The 14,410-nt window shown below is 57.1% G+C and carries 16 protein-coding genes and 1 riboswitch; of the genes, 5 read left to right on the forward strand and 11 right to left on the reverse strand.

The genetic code is table 11. The annotated features are described in order from the left end of the window. Window positions 1-2: 2 nt before the first annotated feature. The 5 genes from thiS to PHA01_RS08855 all read right to left on the reverse strand — a co-directional run bounded on the left by thiS (window position 3) and on the right by PHA01_RS08855 (window position 4,456). Window positions 3-200 (reverse strand): sulfur carrier protein ThiS, encoded by a 198-nt coding sequence (thiS, locus tag PHA01_RS08835; protein WP_271894616.1) that lies wholly within the window; start codon window positions 198-200, stop codon window positions 3-5. Further along, complete coding sequence (gene thiO, locus PHA01_RS08840) at window positions 197-1,162, reverse strand: glycine oxidase ThiO (RefSeq protein ID WP_271894618.1); 966 nt, start codon at window positions 1,160-1,162, stop codon at window positions 197-199. Before thiO ends, thiS begins: the two co-directional genes overlap by 4 nt. A gap of 4 nt (window positions 1,163-1,166) precedes the next feature. Continuing rightward, the gene (gene thiC / locus PHA01_RS08845; RefSeq protein ID WP_271894619.1) at window positions 1,167-2,987 is read right to left on the reverse strand and encodes a phosphomethylpyrimidine synthase ThiC; all 1,821 of its coding nucleotides are present in this window, start codon (window positions 2,985-2,987) and stop codon (window positions 1,167-1,169) included. 206 nt (window positions 2,988-3,193) lie between these two features. Further along, window positions 3,194-3,310: riboswitch (TPP riboswitch) on the reverse strand. Window positions 3,311-3,435: 125 nt separating this feature from the next. Continuing rightward, window positions 3,436-3,711: a 30S ribosomal protein S21 gene (gene rpsU, locus PHA01_RS08850; RefSeq protein ID WP_112528763.1), complete on the reverse strand. Its 276-nt coding sequence runs from the start codon at window positions 3,709-3,711 to the stop codon at window positions 3,436-3,438. A 400-nt stretch (window positions 3,712-4,111) separates the two neighbouring features. Next, window positions 4,112-4,456, reverse strand: coding sequence for a RidA family protein (locus PHA01_RS08855; protein WP_112528765.1), 345 nt, complete (start codon window positions 4,454-4,456; stop codon window positions 4,112-4,114). Window positions 4,457-4,783: 327 nt separating this feature from the next. Between PHA01_RS08855 and PHA01_RS08860 the strand changes: the two genes are divergently transcribed. The 5 genes from PHA01_RS08860 (at window position 4,784) to PHA01_RS29255 (ending at window position 8,108) form a co-directional block, all read left to right on the forward strand. After that, window positions 4,784-5,674, forward strand: a complete 891-nt coding sequence (locus tag PHA01_RS08860) for a fatty acid desaturase family protein (RefSeq protein ID WP_271894620.1) — start codon at window positions 4,784-4,786, stop codon at window positions 5,672-5,674. A gap of 37 nt (window positions 5,675-5,711) precedes the next feature. Further along, a complete protein-coding gene (locus tag PHA01_RS08865; protein WP_271894622.1) occupies window positions 5,712-6,290 on the forward strand; it encodes a histidine phosphatase family protein in 579 nt (192 codons plus the stop codon). A gap of 116 nt (window positions 6,291-6,406) precedes the next feature. After that, the gene (locus tag PHA01_RS08870; RefSeq protein WP_271894623.1) at window positions 6,407-6,760 is read left to right on the forward strand and encodes a hypothetical protein; all 354 of its coding nucleotides are present in this window, start codon (window positions 6,407-6,409) and stop codon (window positions 6,758-6,760) included. Between the two features lie 89 nt (window positions 6,761-6,849). Then, window positions 6,850-7,488, forward strand: coding sequence for an NAD(P)-binding domain-containing protein (locus tag PHA01_RS29250; RefSeq protein WP_334312009.1), 639 nt, complete (start codon window positions 6,850-6,852; stop codon window positions 7,486-7,488). Beyond that, the gene (locus PHA01_RS29255; protein WP_334312010.1) at window positions 7,485-8,108 is read left to right on the forward strand and encodes a hypothetical protein; all 624 of its coding nucleotides are present in this window, start codon (window positions 7,485-7,487) and stop codon (window positions 8,106-8,108) included. The genes PHA01_RS29250 and PHA01_RS29255 overlap by 4 nt, the downstream gene beginning before the upstream one ends. Window positions 8,109-8,112: 4 nt before the next feature. Here PHA01_RS29255 and PHA01_RS08880 read toward each other — a convergent pair whose 3' ends face one another. The 6 genes from PHA01_RS08880 to PHA01_RS08905 form a co-directional block, all read right to left on the reverse strand. Next, window positions 8,113-9,804, reverse strand: coding sequence for an FAD-dependent oxidoreductase (locus PHA01_RS08880; RefSeq protein WP_271894625.1), 1,692 nt, complete (start codon window positions 9,802-9,804; stop codon window positions 8,113-8,115). A 107-nt stretch (window positions 9,805-9,911) separates the two neighbouring features. Next, on the reverse strand, window positions 9,912-10,790 hold the full coding sequence (locus PHA01_RS08885; RefSeq protein WP_271894627.1) for an SMP-30/gluconolactonase/LRE family protein: 879 nt from the start codon (window positions 10,788-10,790) through the stop codon (window positions 9,912-9,914). Window positions 10,791-10,800: 10 nt separating this feature from the next. After that, window positions 10,801-11,673, reverse strand: a complete 873-nt coding sequence (locus tag PHA01_RS08890; RefSeq protein ID WP_271894629.1) for an SMP-30/gluconolactonase/LRE family protein — start codon at window positions 11,671-11,673, stop codon at window positions 10,801-10,803. A 9-nt stretch (window positions 11,674-11,682) separates the two neighbouring features. Further along, window positions 11,683-12,645, reverse strand: a complete 963-nt coding sequence (gene kce / locus PHA01_RS08895) for a 3,5-dioxohexanoate:acetyl-CoA acetone transferase (RefSeq protein WP_112528777.1) — start codon at window positions 12,643-12,645, stop codon at window positions 11,683-11,685. After that, window positions 12,642-13,589 carry a 3-hydroxyacyl-CoA dehydrogenase gene (locus tag PHA01_RS08900; RefSeq protein WP_271894632.1) on the reverse strand — a complete coding sequence of 316 codons (948 nt, stop codon included), beginning with the start codon at window positions 13,587-13,589 and terminating at the stop codon, window positions 12,642-12,644. The genes kce and PHA01_RS08900 overlap by 4 nt, the downstream gene beginning before the upstream one ends. A 7-nt stretch (window positions 13,590-13,596) precedes the next feature. Next, window positions 13,597-14,403 (reverse strand): SDR family oxidoreductase, encoded by an 807-nt coding sequence (locus tag PHA01_RS08905; protein ID WP_271894634.1) that lies wholly within the window; start codon window positions 14,401-14,403, stop codon window positions 13,597-13,599. Window positions 14,404-14,410 lie beyond the last annotated feature (7 nt).

Raw genomic sequence — 14,410 nt, forward strand, 5'->3', positions numbered from 1 at the left:
GCTCATCCTCCTTGCCGCGGTGTAAGGATCTCGACTTTGTCGCCCTCGTTCAGACGGCAGGCTTGACGTTCCGGTGACCGCACGAGTTCCCCGTTTAATGCCGTCGCCAGCCATTCGCCGTCGAACTCCAGTTCGGCAAGCAAAGCATCGAGCGATTGCGCAACGACATCATGCGGTTGTCCATTGACGAGCAGTTTCATCGTGTTGCTCTCCTTTCATTCAAAACCATGTCCGCCACCAGCATGGCCATCGCGGGGGCAAGCAGGAAACCGTGTCTGTAAAGCCCGTTGATGCTGATGGTTTTACCCTCGCGGACGACACGGGGCAGATTGTCCGGATAGGCGGGGCGAATGCCCACCCCTGTTTCGACAATCTCGGCCTCACCGAAGGCGGGGTGCAGGCTATAGGCCGCGTTCAGCAATTCCATCATCGAGCGCACGGTGATCGGACCAGCCGAGTCACTTTCGAGCATTGTTGCGCCCACCATGAACGTATGATCCGCCCTCGGCACGACATAGATAGGAAAGCGCGGATGGACGAGCCTGACAGGACGTGACAGGGCGATATCGATGGTCCGCACGATCAGCATTTCACCGCGCACGCCGCGTATCGTTTGATCGTCGCGGGAATAGCCGGTGCACTGAACGGTCCAATCAAAACCAGCTGTCGCGGTCCGCACTGGATCAGTTTCGAATGCGACACCGGCCGCCGCCAGTTTCGCCGCAAGACTGATCAACACATGTCGCGGATCAAGGTGTGCTTCATCCTTGAAAAACAGGCCCTTGCGGAAGCGTCCGGCAAGGTCAGGCTCCAGCGTTGCAACAGTATCCTCGTTAGCCCACTCGAACTCTGAAGTTCGCGAGCCGAACCGTTCAAGCTCCCTGACGTCACGGACAGGCGCCAAAACCAGTGTACCATTGTGTGTCACGGAGCCGGGCAGCGCCGCTTTCCACCAATCAGCGGCACCAAGCCCGAGCTCGACAACTGCCTGCTCAGCGCTTTCCCGCTCGCAATAGGGCGCAAGCATTCCCCCTGCAAACCAGGATGCCGCCGCGCGGCTGCCCGGTTGCGGATCGAGCAGTGTCACGCGCGCGCCGCGTGACGTCAATTCGTGGGCGACCGACAATCCGGCCACGCCGGCGCCCTTTACAAGAACGTTCATTCTCTCAGGCGCCTTTGTTCAACGGCATATAGAGATCGCCGCCCTCGCGAAATTTCTCCGCCATGGCAGCCATGCCTTCCTTTTGCGCCTCGGCACGGATGTCGTGCGAGATCCGCATGGAGCAGAATTTCGGCCCGCACATCGAGCAGAAATGCGCCACCTTATGCGCTTCCTTCGGCAGGGTTTCATCGTGGTAGAGCCGCGCCGTTTCCGGGTCGAGCGACAGATTGAACTGATCCTCCCAGCGAAACTCGAAACGCGCCCGTGACAACGCGTCATCGCGCAGTTGAGCCGCGGGATGCCCCTTGGCAAGGTCAGCAGCGTGAGCGGCAATCTTGTAAGTGATCACGCCGACTTTCACGTCGTCGCGGTTCGGCAGACCAAGGTGCTCTTTCGGCGTCACATAGCAAAGCATCGCCGTTCCAAACCAGCCGATCATCGCTGCACCGATGCCGGACGTGATGTGATCATAACCGGGTGCTATATCGGTTGTGAGCGGTCCGAGCGTATAGAATGGCGCCTCGCCGCAAACTGCGAGCTGCTTGTCCATGTTTTCCTTGATCTTGTGCATCGGCACATGGCCAGGGCCCTCGATCATCACCTGGCAATCCTTGGCCCAGGCAATTTGCGTCAGTTCACCCAAGGTTTCGAGTTCGGCAAACTGCGCAGCATCGTTGGCATCGGCAATAGAGCCGGGGCGCAAACCATCCCCCAGCGAAAAGCTCACATCGTAGGCGCGGCAGATATCGCAGATTTCCTCGAAATGCTCATAGAGGAAACTTTCGCGATGGTGGTGCAGGCACCACTTTGCCATGATCGAACCGCCGCGCGAGACGATGCCCGTGACGCGGTTCACCGTCAGCGGAATATAGTGCAGCCGCACACCGGCATGGATCGTGAAATAATCCACCCCCTGCTCCGCCTGTTCGATCAGCGTGTCGCGATAAACCTCCCATGTGAGGTTCTCCGCAATGCCATCGACCTTTTCCAGCGCCTGATAAAGCGGCACCGTGCCGATCGGCACCGGCGAATTCCGGATGATCCACTCGCGTATATTGTGAATGTTGCGCCCGGTGGAGAGATCCATCACCGTGTCCGCGCCCCAGCGCGTAGCCCAGACCATCTTTTCCACTTCTTCGGCCATGGAAGACGTCACTGCGGAATTACCGATATTGGCGTTGATCTTGACCAGAAAGTTGCGCCCGATGATCATCGGCTCAAGCTCGGGATGATTGATATTGGCAGGAATGATCGCGCGGCCCCGCGCTATCTCTTCGCGGACGAAGTCCGGTGTCACGTGATCGGGGATTGATGCACCGAACGATTCCCCATCTCGCACCGCACCATTCTTCGCACTCTCCCGGCCCAGATTTTCGCGGATCGCGACATACTCCATTTCCCGCGTGATGATACCTGCGCGTGCGTAAGCGAGCTGGGTAACGGCCTTGCCGTCCTTTGCCTTCAACGGATTGTTGCGGATAGGAAATTCCGGCGTCAGCCGTTCGCCCGTGGCGAAGCCATTATCCGCCGGGATGACGCGGCGGCCGTCATAGGAATGGACGTCATTCTGCGCGGCGAGCCAGCTTTCGCGGACACGCGGGGTGCCCTTGGCGATATCGATTTCTGCTGACGGATCGCTATAAGGACCTGAGGAATCATAAACCGCAACGTTGGGCTCGCCGGCAGTCGGGTGAACCGCGATTTCGCGCATGGGTACGCGGATGTCGGGGTGGAAATGTCCGGTTTTGTATACTTTGGTCGATGCAGGGAGTGGTCCGGTCGAAACGGTCGGAGTGCTTGAAATAGTTGGAGTAAAAACGGTCATCGTCAGGTTCCTTTGCCCGCTCATGACCCCAAAAAGTGCTTCCTTTTTGGATAAGGATCATGAGCCATTAAAAGTGTTGCTGCGACCTTTGTGCGTCCATCCAAGTGGACGCATGGCGCAGCAAGTGCGTGGAAACCCAGTTCTGTGCCGGAAGGATGAAAGGAGTTCGCGAGTCTGAATAGAGACCGAGTGCCAAGACACTCTACGCGAAGACTTTTGCACCGTCCCTACGCCAGTATGAACTGGATCAGGTTCAACGGGTCACTGCGCTGCAAAAGCCAGCAGTATCTCAGCCCCTTGTCGGGACTCCCCTGGTGAATGTGTTTATGTGACCCGCTGTTGAAGCAGTTGTCAAGCAGGTCGATCTCCAGACAAACGAAAACCCGCTACGGCCTGGACCATGCGGGTTCTGTCGCGTTTATTTATAACCGGATGACCGGTCACAAAATTATCGGTTGTTGTAATCGCTACCATTGTTGCCGGCTGGACGGGCAACGCGTTCCTTTTTCTTCGGACCCGGCAACAGGCCTTCGCGCTGAGCCTGCTTGCGTGCAGCCTTGCGGGCACGGCTAACGGCTTCTGCTTTTTCACGGACACGGCGCTCGGATGGCTTTTCGAAAGCCTGGCGCGCCTTCATTTCGCGGAAGAGACCTTCCCGCTGCATCTTCTTCTTCAGGACCCGAAGGGCCTGTTCAACATTGTTATCACGGACGAGAACTTGCAATCGTTTTCCTTACCCATGCTTGTCTCGCCTTGCGGAAGGAAATGAACCACAATCAGACAAGCGTTTGAAGAATTGCCCCTACGGCAATCCGGAGAAGCGCGGACTTTATTCATTTCCGCGCCAAAAATCCAGTGCACTCAAGCAATTTACTTGAGTATTCCTGCCACGACGCCAACTATTCTGGTCAGGGGGCCGGGATAATTCTGTGTGCCGTCCATCTCTGTTGATTCAGTCTGACTATGCAGAACCAGAGAAGATTCTAGGGCGTGATGAGATTCGCGATCATGACGAGTCGAAAACGGTAGTTTTCGAGAACCGGAGCGGAGCGTACTTGAAGTACGCGAGCACTGGATCGCAGAATGCCGTTTGCAGACCGTCATGGCGTGAATATCAACACATCCTAGATCGCGGCGGTGATGATGATCTCGACCTTGTATTCCGGCGTTGCAAGCTTGGCTTCGCCCGTTGCGCGTGCCGGAGTGTTTGCCGGATCGACCCAAGCATCCCACGCAGCATTCATCTCGCCGAAATCCTTCATGTCATCGAGCCAGATGATGGCCTGCAACAGCTTGGATTTGTCGGTGCCGGCCTCCTTGAGCAAGCGGTCGATCGAAGCCAGGACATCCTTGGTCTGCTCTGTCACGCTCTTGCCTGGGCTGCCGACCTGACCGGCGAGATAGACCGTGTTGCCATGGATTACGACCTGGCTCATGCGTGGACCAACTTCAATACGGCGAATGCTCATGGAAATCTCCTCTAACGATTTGCTGGCAATTTAATGCTTGCCTTGCATCCATGAAAAAGGGCCGATGTGGCCCTGTTTTCAAAGGATAGTAGCGTGGTTGCAGATCTTGCCTTTGACCCGCTGATTGAGCACTACGATTATTTTAACATCGTAGCGCTTTGATTTTGAATGATTTTCTGCCCATAACGGCGTGCAACATTAGCAGCGAACGTCAATAACAGTCGATTCGGCGACACACTATTTGCCACATACCGTAGAGTCAAATTTCATGTCTAGACCGTTCGAGAGGTTGTATAAATAAGTGCTCCGTTCGCTTATCATTGCCAAATGGATCACCGTACTGTCATTGCATCCTTGACATCGGAGCAGCGCAATCGTCTGACCGCCAAATCAGACCTCGCGGGCCTTCTTCAACTCGCCGTCCATTGGGGCTCAATCATTCTTCTTGGATGGTTGATTGCCATAGGGGCGCCGCTCTGGCCGCTCTTGATGATCCCGCAGGGCATTCTGATCGTGTTCTTGTTCACCCTTCTACACGAGTCCGTCCACCGCACGCCATTCAGGACGCAGTGGTTGAACGACTGCGTCGCGCGCGCATGCAGCGTCCTGCTTGTACTGCCCTCGGACTGGTTTCGCTACTTTCATCTGGCCCACCACCGCTTCACTCAGGATCCCGAGAACGATCCTGAGCTGATGTCCCCCAAGCCAGAAACCATGCGGCAATACCTCGTGCACCTGTCCGGCATTCCTGTCTGGTGGGGCCACATCAAGACGCTTGTGATAAACGCTTCGGGGTATTGCAGCGATACATTCGTGCCGGCAAAAGGTCACCGGAAGGTCCGCAGCGAGGCACAGACAATGATTGCGGTCTATGCCTTGATGATCGCTGTCTCCGTTTACCTGCAGACGGCAGTCCTTGTGTATATATGGGTCCTGCCGGCGATATTGGGACAACCTTTCCTGCGCATCTATCTTCTGGCCGAACATGGCCGCTGCCCCTATGTCGCCAACATGCTCGAGAACAGCAGGACAACCACCACGACTTGGCTGGTGCGCAAACTTGCATGGAACATGCCTTATCATGCCGAGCACCATGCTTATCCGACTGTTCCTTTTTACCGCCTGCCGGAGTTCCATGCGTTGATCGAGACTGAACTCAAGCAGACCGAGAATGGCTACGTCCGGTTCCACGCCAAATACATTGAGCAGATTCGTTAAACGATCAGCTCGACGTGCATCATCAAAAGGAGTCCATATGACTAGTGCTTTTCCGGAGATCTATCTCGTTCGCCATGGAGAAACAGAATGGAGTGCCTCCGGCAAGCACACAGGACGTACGGACATACCACTGACGCCCGCTGGGGAAGAGGCCGCGCGCCATATCGCTGCCCGTCTGTCGGGCCTGACTTTCTCCGCTGTGTGGTCAAGTCCATCACAACGTGCTTCCAAAACGTGCGCGCTTGCAGGATTTGGCTCAGCTGTGACGAAAGCCGAATTGGCGGAATGGGACTACGGCGCATATGAGGGATTGACGACGAAGCAGATCCTTGCCGAACGCCCCGGATGGCGTCTGTTTCGAGATGGCTGTCCGCGGGGTGAACTGACATCGGATGTGGGCGCACGGGCGGATTTGATTGTTGGCAAGCTCCGCCAAACCGATGGCACGATTGTCATATTCTCGAGCTCTCATTTCTTGAGAGTCCTTGCGGCACGCTGGCTCGGATTACAACCTGAAGCCGGTGGACTCTTCGTCCTCGATACGGCGAGCATAAGTATCCTCGGCTACGAACACGACCTCACTGAACCCGTCATAAGAAGGTGGAATCAAAAGTGACTTGATTCCACTGATTGAAGGGATTCCGGCGCCGCGCCTTCTCATGCAGATATATCCATTGAAATGCCCATGATCATCTGATTACGTGACAAGGCGGCTGGACTTTTGGGGGAACCATGCCTTTTTCTCGAACGGAAGAACTGACCTATTCGTCGGCTGATTGGCAGATAATGGAGCATGCCTTTTCGCAAGCTTCAGCGCTGCTGAAGAGGTCACCAAAGACAGATCCGCGTGCCAACCGCCTGGCACGAAACGTCATGATGTTTTTTGACCGGGGCATGCGCGATCCAGATCTCATTGCAGCCGTCGCCGCCAACCGGGAAATCAGCCTCGAATTCAGGGACATCACCGAGGACAGCTCCAGACCAACAATGCGCGAAAGGGTGACCGCCGGACAGATTGCGGCGGCCTTGAGCGAGAACGACGGCAATTCCGGAAAAGAGGACGACCAACCGGAAAGTGTCAAGTAAATGGCCAGACCTGCAGCCACATGCGGGAACAAACCCACGCTCATTTGGATCGTCGTTTGGTTGCCACTATAATGAGATCACCGCCGCAAATGAACGATAATGCCGATGTTCTCGATGCTGCCGTCGTTGGCGCTGGCTGGGCTGGCCTTGGAGTCAGTTATTGGCTGGCACGAAAGGGCCTGCGTCACACCGTTCTGGAGCGGGGTCACATAGGTGAGACCTGGCGTACGCAGCGGTGGGATGCCTTCCACATGAATTCGCCCAACGTGCAGACCGTCATGCCCGGCGACCGCTACGAGGGCAAGGATCCAGAAGGTGTCCTCACGCGCGACCGGTTCGTCGCTCTCCTTGAGGACTTTGCCGGGAGAAATGGGCTGCCAGTAGAAACGGATACTGCAGTGAGCGAACTCGTGCAGGAGAATGGCACCTATCGGCTGAATACCTCGCACGGCGCGCTTCGAGCACGCAACGTGATCCTCGCAAGTGGCAACTTGAATCGTGCAGTACGCCCGGTCTCGTCAGATGCGTTGCCGCCTGACATTCACCAGATCGACGCTTCGGGCTATCGCTGTGCTGCCGATCTTCCCGGGGGGCGGTGTTGGTTGTCGGAAGCGGTCAATCAGGCGCGCAGATCGCGGAGGAACTGGGGCAAGCGGGCCGAACGGTCTTCCTCGCGACCAGCCGCGTCGGGCGGCTCCCAAGGCGTTATCGCGGGCGCGACATCATGATCTGGCTTGAGGAAAGCGGATTTCTCGACGTGCGGCGAGAGGAGGTCATTCGGCTTGCCGGTCGCATCCCGGCGCGTGGTGTGCTCGGGTCGGAGCACACGATAAGCCTTCAGTCGCTCGGCGCCCAAGGTATCGTGCTTCTTGGGCGATTGACCGGCGTTGCGGATGGCGGCCGCCTCTCGTTCGCAGACGATGCCGAAGCAAATGTTCGCTTTGGGGACGAAGCCTCCAACAATGCCAAACGCTGTATTGATGATTATATCAGCCGAGCCGGCATTGATGCACCTATTTCGGACACCGACCCGGCGGAGACTGTCGCCTGGCGTCAGCCGGATCCCGCCGTCCGTTCGCTCGATCTTTCCCTGTCCGGCGTCACGAGCGTGGTGTGGTGCACGGGCTTCAAGGGCGATTTCAGTTATGTGAAACTTCCCGGTGCGCTCGACGCTGCCGGACAGCCCGTTCACACGGATGGCGTGGGCGTCCTTCCCGGTCTCTACTTCGCCGGGCTGGATTTCGCCTCCACACGCAAATCGGGCATCATATTGGCGATTGCCGAGGAAGCACCTCGCCTTGTCGAACACATCGTCGCCACGCGACAGCCTGCAGCAACTATTGAGTGATGTTCTAACCTGCCTTGGTGACCGTCGGGATTTGCCTCAGATATTGGTGTATGGCCTGAACAACCACAGATCCCTCGCCCACACCGGATGCAACGCGTTTGACAGAGCCCGCTCGGACGTCGCCCACGGCGAATATACCAGAAGCTGAAGTCTCGAATGGCGATCCGCTCGAAACCACACCGGCCATGATACCGGTCTCGATGAAACCGGACTTGTCCAGTTTGATGCAGCCGTCCAGCCACTCCGTGTTCGGGGCAGCACCAATCATCATGAAGATATTCGAAATAGACCGGGTCTCATTCACTCCCGTCGATCGATTTGTCCACGTTACCTTGTTTAAGTATCGATCGCCGTCGATTGCAGAAATTTCGGTATAGGGATGCAACGAGATCTTGTGTGATTTTTCGATGCGTCGGACAAGATAGTCAGACATCGTCTCCTTCAAACTTGGACCCCGGACCAGAATGTGCAAATGCTTGACTGAATGAGACAGGAACATCGCCGCTTGTCCTGCTGAATTGCCGCCACCAACGACAATGACTTCCTGTTCCTGGCAAAGCTGTGCTTCCATGGCCGTCGCCGCATAGTGAATGCCCTGACCCTCGAAACGTTCGTAATTCAACAGCTCCGGCTTGCGGTAACGGGCTCCGGTGGCGACAACAATCGCTCGGGCCGAAACAGTCTGCCCGTCGTCGAGCACAACCCGATAGGGCAGCTTGCCGCAATCGATGGAGACGGCCATACGCGAGATGGCGAGACGCGCCCCGAACTTCTGTGCCTGAACCTGAGCACGACCGGCCAATGCCTGTCCCGATATTCCCGTTGGAAATCCCAGATAGTTTTCGATCTTCGAACTCGTACCGGCTTGCCCGCCGGGCGCTACCCCTTCGATAACGATCGTCTTTAGTCCTTCGGATGCGGCATAGACCGCGGATGCGAGACCTGCAGGGCCGGCGCCAACAACCAGCACATCATAGACATCGTTCGGGTCGATGCGTTCCGTCAGCCCTAAAACGTCAGCGAGTTGGCCTGTCGTCGGATTTTGCAGGACGGCTTTTCCTGGAGGAACAATGACGGGTAGCGACAGCGAGCAAATCTTGAGCGCCGTGACCATTTCCTTTGCATGCGGATCAACATCAGAGTCCACCAGCCTGTGCGGATAGCTGTTGCGCGTGAGAAATCGTTGCAACCTCAATGTGTCCGCTGCGTGGCTCGGCCCTATCAGGACAACGCCAGCCTGACCGTGCTTGATAAACCCGACGCGGCGAAGGATCAGCGCTCGTGTGATGATTTCACCGATATCAGGCTCGGCCGACATCATCCGCAGGAATGAACTGCGCTCAACGCGCACAAGCTGCGAATCCTCGCCCGCCCGAGCCGAGACAAGATTCTCGCGACTGTTGAACAGATCGAGTTCCCCGGTGAACTCCCGTTCTCCCTGCACGTTCAGAACCCTTGGTACACCGTCGTCGCCGAGATCGAGTATTTCGATCGAGCCTGACTTTATCAAAAAGAAATCAGTCTGACGTTCGCCCCGGCTGTACAAAATAGTGCCTTTGGCCACCTCGAAGTCAAACCCAAACGACGAAACGCGGTCCACCATGTCTTCGTCGAGACGCGGGAAGGTCTGGGCTCTGCGCGCGTAGGGATCGCTCGCGTCGGATGAAATGTCTCCGCTGAATTCTATCTGACTCATAACGGTACACTCTCGCTGATTTGCTATTTGCCAAGATGGCTGACGGGCATTATGGCCGTTTTCTTCTGCAGGGCAACGCAGCGCAGTGTTGTTTGGTGTCCGGATTCTCAGCCTGCAAACCGCGGCTCGGGTATACCTTTGATGCCAAGCCCTGTGATCGCGAAAAGGCTGCCGCGCAAGACGCCATCTCCCGGAAATCTTGGCAAGGGCGGCTTTGCCATAGATGTCACGTAGATGATGTCCAGATCCGGGCCGCCGAACATGATGCTCGTGACCTTTTTCACCGGCATATCGATGACGCGGTCCACGGTGCCATCGGGCCGATAGCGGACAACTTTGCCATCATAGACCTGAGCGTTCCAAAGACAGCCTTCCGCATCGACCGTCGAGCCATCGGCGGCACCACCTCTCGATGTGTCGATCTTGGTAAAGGTCCGGCGATTGGACACGTTTCCCGTCGTCTGGTCATAGTCATAAACCCATATCTCGCCCGACCACGAATCCGCAAAATAGAACAGGCTTCCATCGGGGCTCCAGCATGGACCGTTCGAAACGATGATACCATCGTCGAGCTTGTGCACGCTGAGGTCGGGATCGACACGGTAGAGCGCGCCGTTCGGACCGCTTTCCATCGTGTCCATGGAACCGGCGATAAACCTCCCCTGCTTATCGACCTTGCCGTCATTGATACGGTTTTCCAACTTATCCGGTTCGGGATCATGGATGAGCTCGACGTCGCCCGTCTTGAAATCGAGCAGATGGAATCCGCGCGCCAGTGAGACTATGGCGCCATTTCCATCCTTGCGCAGCGCCATCGAGCCGATTTTCATGGGTACATCCCACGAGCGGATTTCCCGGCCATCGGCTGTGGCGCGAAATATGCGGCCGTCGAAGCTGTCGATCCAGTAAAGCCGCTGTTGTTCGACGTCCCACAGCGGGCCTTCACCCAGCGTGGTCTTTACGTCCACCACCACATCGATTTTCATGTTTCCTCCCTCATCCCTTGAAACGCGGTTCCGGCAGACCGCGCACGCCAAGTCCATGGACTGCAAACATGCAGCCGGCCTCAAGTTCGCGGTGGTATTGATTGTTGAACGGCCGGGCCATCGACGTGACGTACGCGATGTCAAGCTCTGGGCCGCCGAACGTGATGCTCGTGGTTGATTGCACAGGCAGGCCGACAATACGGTCGATTACGCCACTCGGATCAAACCGGATGAGCCGTCCGGAATAAACCTCTACGCTCCAGACATATCCTTCCGCATCGACAGTCGCACCGTCGGGATAGCCGCGCAGACTGTCAAAGCTCGTAAACACGCGCCGCGACCCGACTGTACCCGATGATGTGTCATAGCTATAGGCGTAGATCGCTTTCTTGTGGCTGTCGGCGAAGTAAAGTGTCTTTCCATCCGGGCTGAAACACGGCCCATTCGAACAGATGATGCCCGTATCGAGCGTGTGCAGAGATAGATCGGGGTCGAGGCGAAACAGCGTACCCACCGGGTCACGTTCCTCGAAATCCATTGAACCCGCAACAAAACGTCCCTGGCGGTCAACCTTTCCATCGTTGAGGCGCGGCCGAAGCTCGCCCGGATGGGTCTCATGCAACAGCTCGACGGCACCCGTTTCAAAATCGAGTGTATGAAATCCATTGCGCAGCGAAACGATAGCGCCACCCTTTTCGCGCAATGCCAGCGAGCCGACCGGTTCCGGCAGGTTCCAGCCCTTGCGATCGGTACCCTTGGCATTGCAGGAGTAGACCGCAGGTGCGTAGGAATCGATCCAGTATAAGCGTTGTTCCTCGACGTCCCATAGCGGGCCTTCGCCCAGCTGATTGCGATCTTCGCTGAAAACTTCGATCCGCAGCATCCTGTCCTCCTAGAACGCGACCTTGTCGCCGCCCTTGAGTTGCAGGATCGCACGCGCATCGTCGGGCGTCGCCACTTCCATGCCGAGCCCTTCGATGATCTTGCGCGCGAGCAGAACCTGATCGGCATTGGACTTTGCCAGCTTGCCCTTGCCGGCCCAGAGACTGTCTTCAAGGCCGACCCGGATATTGCCGCCCAGCGCCGCCGCCTGAGCAGCAATGCGAAGCTGGCTCGATCCTGCACCGAGCACCGACCAGCGATAATTGTCACCGAAAAGCCGGTCAGCAGTACGTTTCATATGCGCGACGTCTTCCGGATGCGTGCCGATGGCGCCCAGCAGTCCAAAAACCGACTGCACGAAGAAGGGCGGCTTTACCAATCCACGATCGGCGAAATGCGCGAGATTATAGAGATGGGCGATGTCGTAGCACTCGAACTCGAACCGCGTACCGTTGTCGTAGCAGGTCGCAAGAATATACTCGATGTCCTTGAAACTGTTGCGGAATACCAGATCGCGGGTGGCCTCCAGATGCGGCTTTTCCCAATCGAACTTGAACTCCTTATATTTGTCGACGAGGTGATAAAGTCCGAAATTGATCGAACCCATATTGAGCGAAGCCACCTCCGGTTTGAAGGTTGCAGCCGGTTTCACCCGCTCTTCAACCTTCATGTAAGGACTGCCGCCGGTGGTGATATTGATGGCGGCATTGGTGTTCTGCTTGATACGCGGCAGGAATTTGGCGAATGCTTCCGGAGTTTGGTCGGGCTTGCCGGTTTCCGGATCGCGCGCGTGAAGGTGCAGGATCGCAGCACCCGCCTCTGCAGCCGCGAGCGCTTCCTTGGCTATCTCATCGGGCGTGATCGGCAGATAAGGCGACATTGTCGGCGTATGGATCGCACCGGTTATCGCACAGGTTATAATGACCTTGCCCTTCGTGCTCGAACCGCTTGTCACTCGTGTCGTCTCGCTCATTGTCCGAACTCCTGCGTTGATTTCTTCTTGTGCGCCGCAAGTGCCATGAGGCGCCGGTCACGCCAGACTTGACGATCGACCAGCTTTTCCTGCGGCAGCTTTTCGCGCCGGCCGGCCTCTACGGTTTCGAGCACATCGCCCGCCCAGTCGACGCGGCGTTGCATCTGGGGAAACAGCCGCTCGTAGATTATCTGGTAGCGCTCGACATAGTCGCGCACGCCCCCCGGTGCGTTGAGATCGATGGTCTCGAATGGGCCCATGAACGACCAGCGCAGGGCAAGTCCGTCACGAATACCGATATCGACATCCTCGACTGTCGCATATCCATCGGCCACGAGGCGAAAGGCCTCCTCGAGAAGTGCGCCCTGCATGCGGTTCATGATGAACCCGTCAAGCTCACGTTTCATGACCAGTGGTGCATGACCCGCCGCAATCAAGAAGGCGCGGGTCCGTTCCACGACCTCGCCCGAGGTCCACGGCGCCGGAACAACTTCGGCCGCAGGAATGAGATATGGCGGGTTGATCGGGTGAACGACGAGACAGCGCTGGCGGTTTTTCAGATGCTCAGTGAATTTCGATGGCAGCAAGGCCGACGTCGAACTCGCGATAACGGCCGACGCATCGGCATTCTCATCGAGGAGCGAAAACACCTTGATCTTTGTTTCGAGATTTTCCGGGGTATTTTCCTGAATGTGGATTGCGCCTTCCAGCGCCTTCACCAGATCCGTTTCAGCCACGATGCGCAACAGCACGGCTTCCGGTGAATGCCCGTTCAGCAGGTCGTTCCGCTCAAGATCGGCGAGCACATCTGCAATATAGCCGCGAGCCTTGGCCACGGCGTCCGGCGCTTGATCCCACAGGCTCACCTGATAGCCGGCGCGGGCAAAACTGATGGCCCAAGCTCTGCCGATGAAACCGCTGCCGATGATCGCTGTCTTTTGCATCGCTACCTCACAGAGTTTCGACATTGCCATCAACGCCGAGCGATTGGCCCGAAATGTTGATACCGGCATTGGAAAGCAGAAAGGCGACCATCGTTGCGACATCGTAGGGACTGACCATCCGCCGCAGCGAAACATTCTCAAGATAGCGCTCGGTCATTTCCTCATGCGAGATACCGAGCTGCTTCGCCCGGTTGCTGATGACGTTTTCAATGCGCGGTCCCTCGACAATGCCAGGCAGGATTGCATTGACGCGGATCGCATGCGGCCCGAGCTCCTTGGCGAGACTTTGGGTAAAACCGATCACCCCGAACTTGGCTGCCGAATATGGCGTACGAAAAGCATAACCGTGCTTGCCGGCGGCAGATGACATATTGACGATCGATCCGCCTCCGGATGCCTTGAGCATCGGTACGGCGCGCCGCGCACAAAGGAACTGTCCGGTCAGGCAGATGTCGATGCACCGGCGCCAGTCCTCCGTGCTGATCTCATCGACACCGCCAGTCGGACCGGCGATGCCCGCATTGTTGATGAGCGCGTCGAGACCACCCAGTGAAGAGGACACCTCCTCGAACATCCGGTCGACATCTTCTTCGCGGGAGACGTCAGCGAGCGTTGCGTGTGCAGGGGCGATGCTTTTCTGCGCCTCGCTCAGCAGCGATTCGGATATGTCGCAGATCGCGACGCGGGCACCGAGCCGTGAAAGGGTTGCGGCAATTGCGTAGCCAATACCGGAGCCCCCCGCCGTGACCAGCACCCTCTGATCGCGCAAACCACCCAAGAATTCTTCCGCAGATGCCGGTGCAATTTTATTCATCGTTCAT

This window comes from Candidatus Phyllobacterium onerii, assembly GCF_028331445.1.
Classification (GTDB): Bacteria; Pseudomonadota; Alphaproteobacteria; order Rhizobiales; family Rhizobiaceae; genus Phyllobacterium; species Phyllobacterium onerii.

Bases quoted from the DNA above. Each gene is read 5' to 3' on its own strand.
- thiS (WP_271894616.1), bottom strand. From the start codon at position 200: ATGAAACTGCTCGTCAATGGACAACCGCATGATGTCGTTGCGCAATCG.
- thiO (WP_271894618.1), bottom strand. From the start codon at position 1,162: ATGAACGTTCTTGTAAAGGGCGCCGGCGTGGCCGGATTGTCGGTCGCC.
- thiC (WP_271894619.1), bottom strand. From the start codon at position 2,987: ATGACCGTTTTTACTCCAACTATTTCAAGCACTCCGACCGTTTCGACC.
- PHA01_RS08855 (WP_112528765.1), bottom strand. From the start codon at position 4,456: ATGAGCATTCGCCGTATTGAAGTTGGTCCACGCATGAGCCAGGTCGTA.
- PHA01_RS08860 (WP_271894620.1), top strand. From the start codon at position 4,784: ATGGATCACCGTACTGTCATTGCATCCTTGACATCGGAGCAGCGCAAT.
- PHA01_RS08865 (WP_271894622.1), top strand. From the start codon at position 5,712: ATGACTAGTGCTTTTCCGGAGATCTATCTCGTTCGCCATGGAGAAACA.
- PHA01_RS08870 (WP_271894623.1), top strand. From the start codon at position 6,407: ATGCCTTTTTCTCGAACGGAAGAACTGACCTATTCGTCGGCTGATTGG.
- PHA01_RS29250 (WP_334312009.1), top strand. From the start codon at position 6,850: ATGAACGATAATGCCGATGTTCTCGATGCTGCCGTCGTTGGCGCTGGC.
- PHA01_RS29255 (WP_334312010.1), top strand. From the start codon at position 7,485: ATGATCTGGCTTGAGGAAAGCGGATTTCTCGACGTGCGGCGAGAGGAG.
- PHA01_RS08880 (WP_271894625.1), bottom strand. From the start codon at position 9,804: ATGAGTCAGATAGAATTCAGCGGAGACATTTCATCCGACGCGAGCGAT.
- PHA01_RS08885 (WP_271894627.1), bottom strand. From the start codon at position 10,790: ATGAAAATCGATGTGGTGGTGGACGTAAAGACCACGCTGGGTGAAGGC.
- PHA01_RS08890 (WP_271894629.1), bottom strand. From the start codon at position 11,673: ATGCTGCGGATCGAAGTTTTCAGCGAAGATCGCAATCAGCTGGGCGAA.
- kce (WP_112528777.1), bottom strand. From the start codon at position 12,645: ATGAGCGAGACGACACGAGTGACAAGCGGTTCGAGCACGAAGGGCAAG.
- PHA01_RS08900 (WP_271894632.1), bottom strand. From the start codon at position 13,589: ATGCAAAAGACAGCGATCATCGGCAGCGGTTTCATCGGCAGAGCTTGG.
- PHA01_RS08905 (WP_271894634.1), bottom strand. From the start codon at position 14,403: ATGAATAAAATTGCACCGGCATCTGCGGAAGAATTCTTGGGTGGTTTG.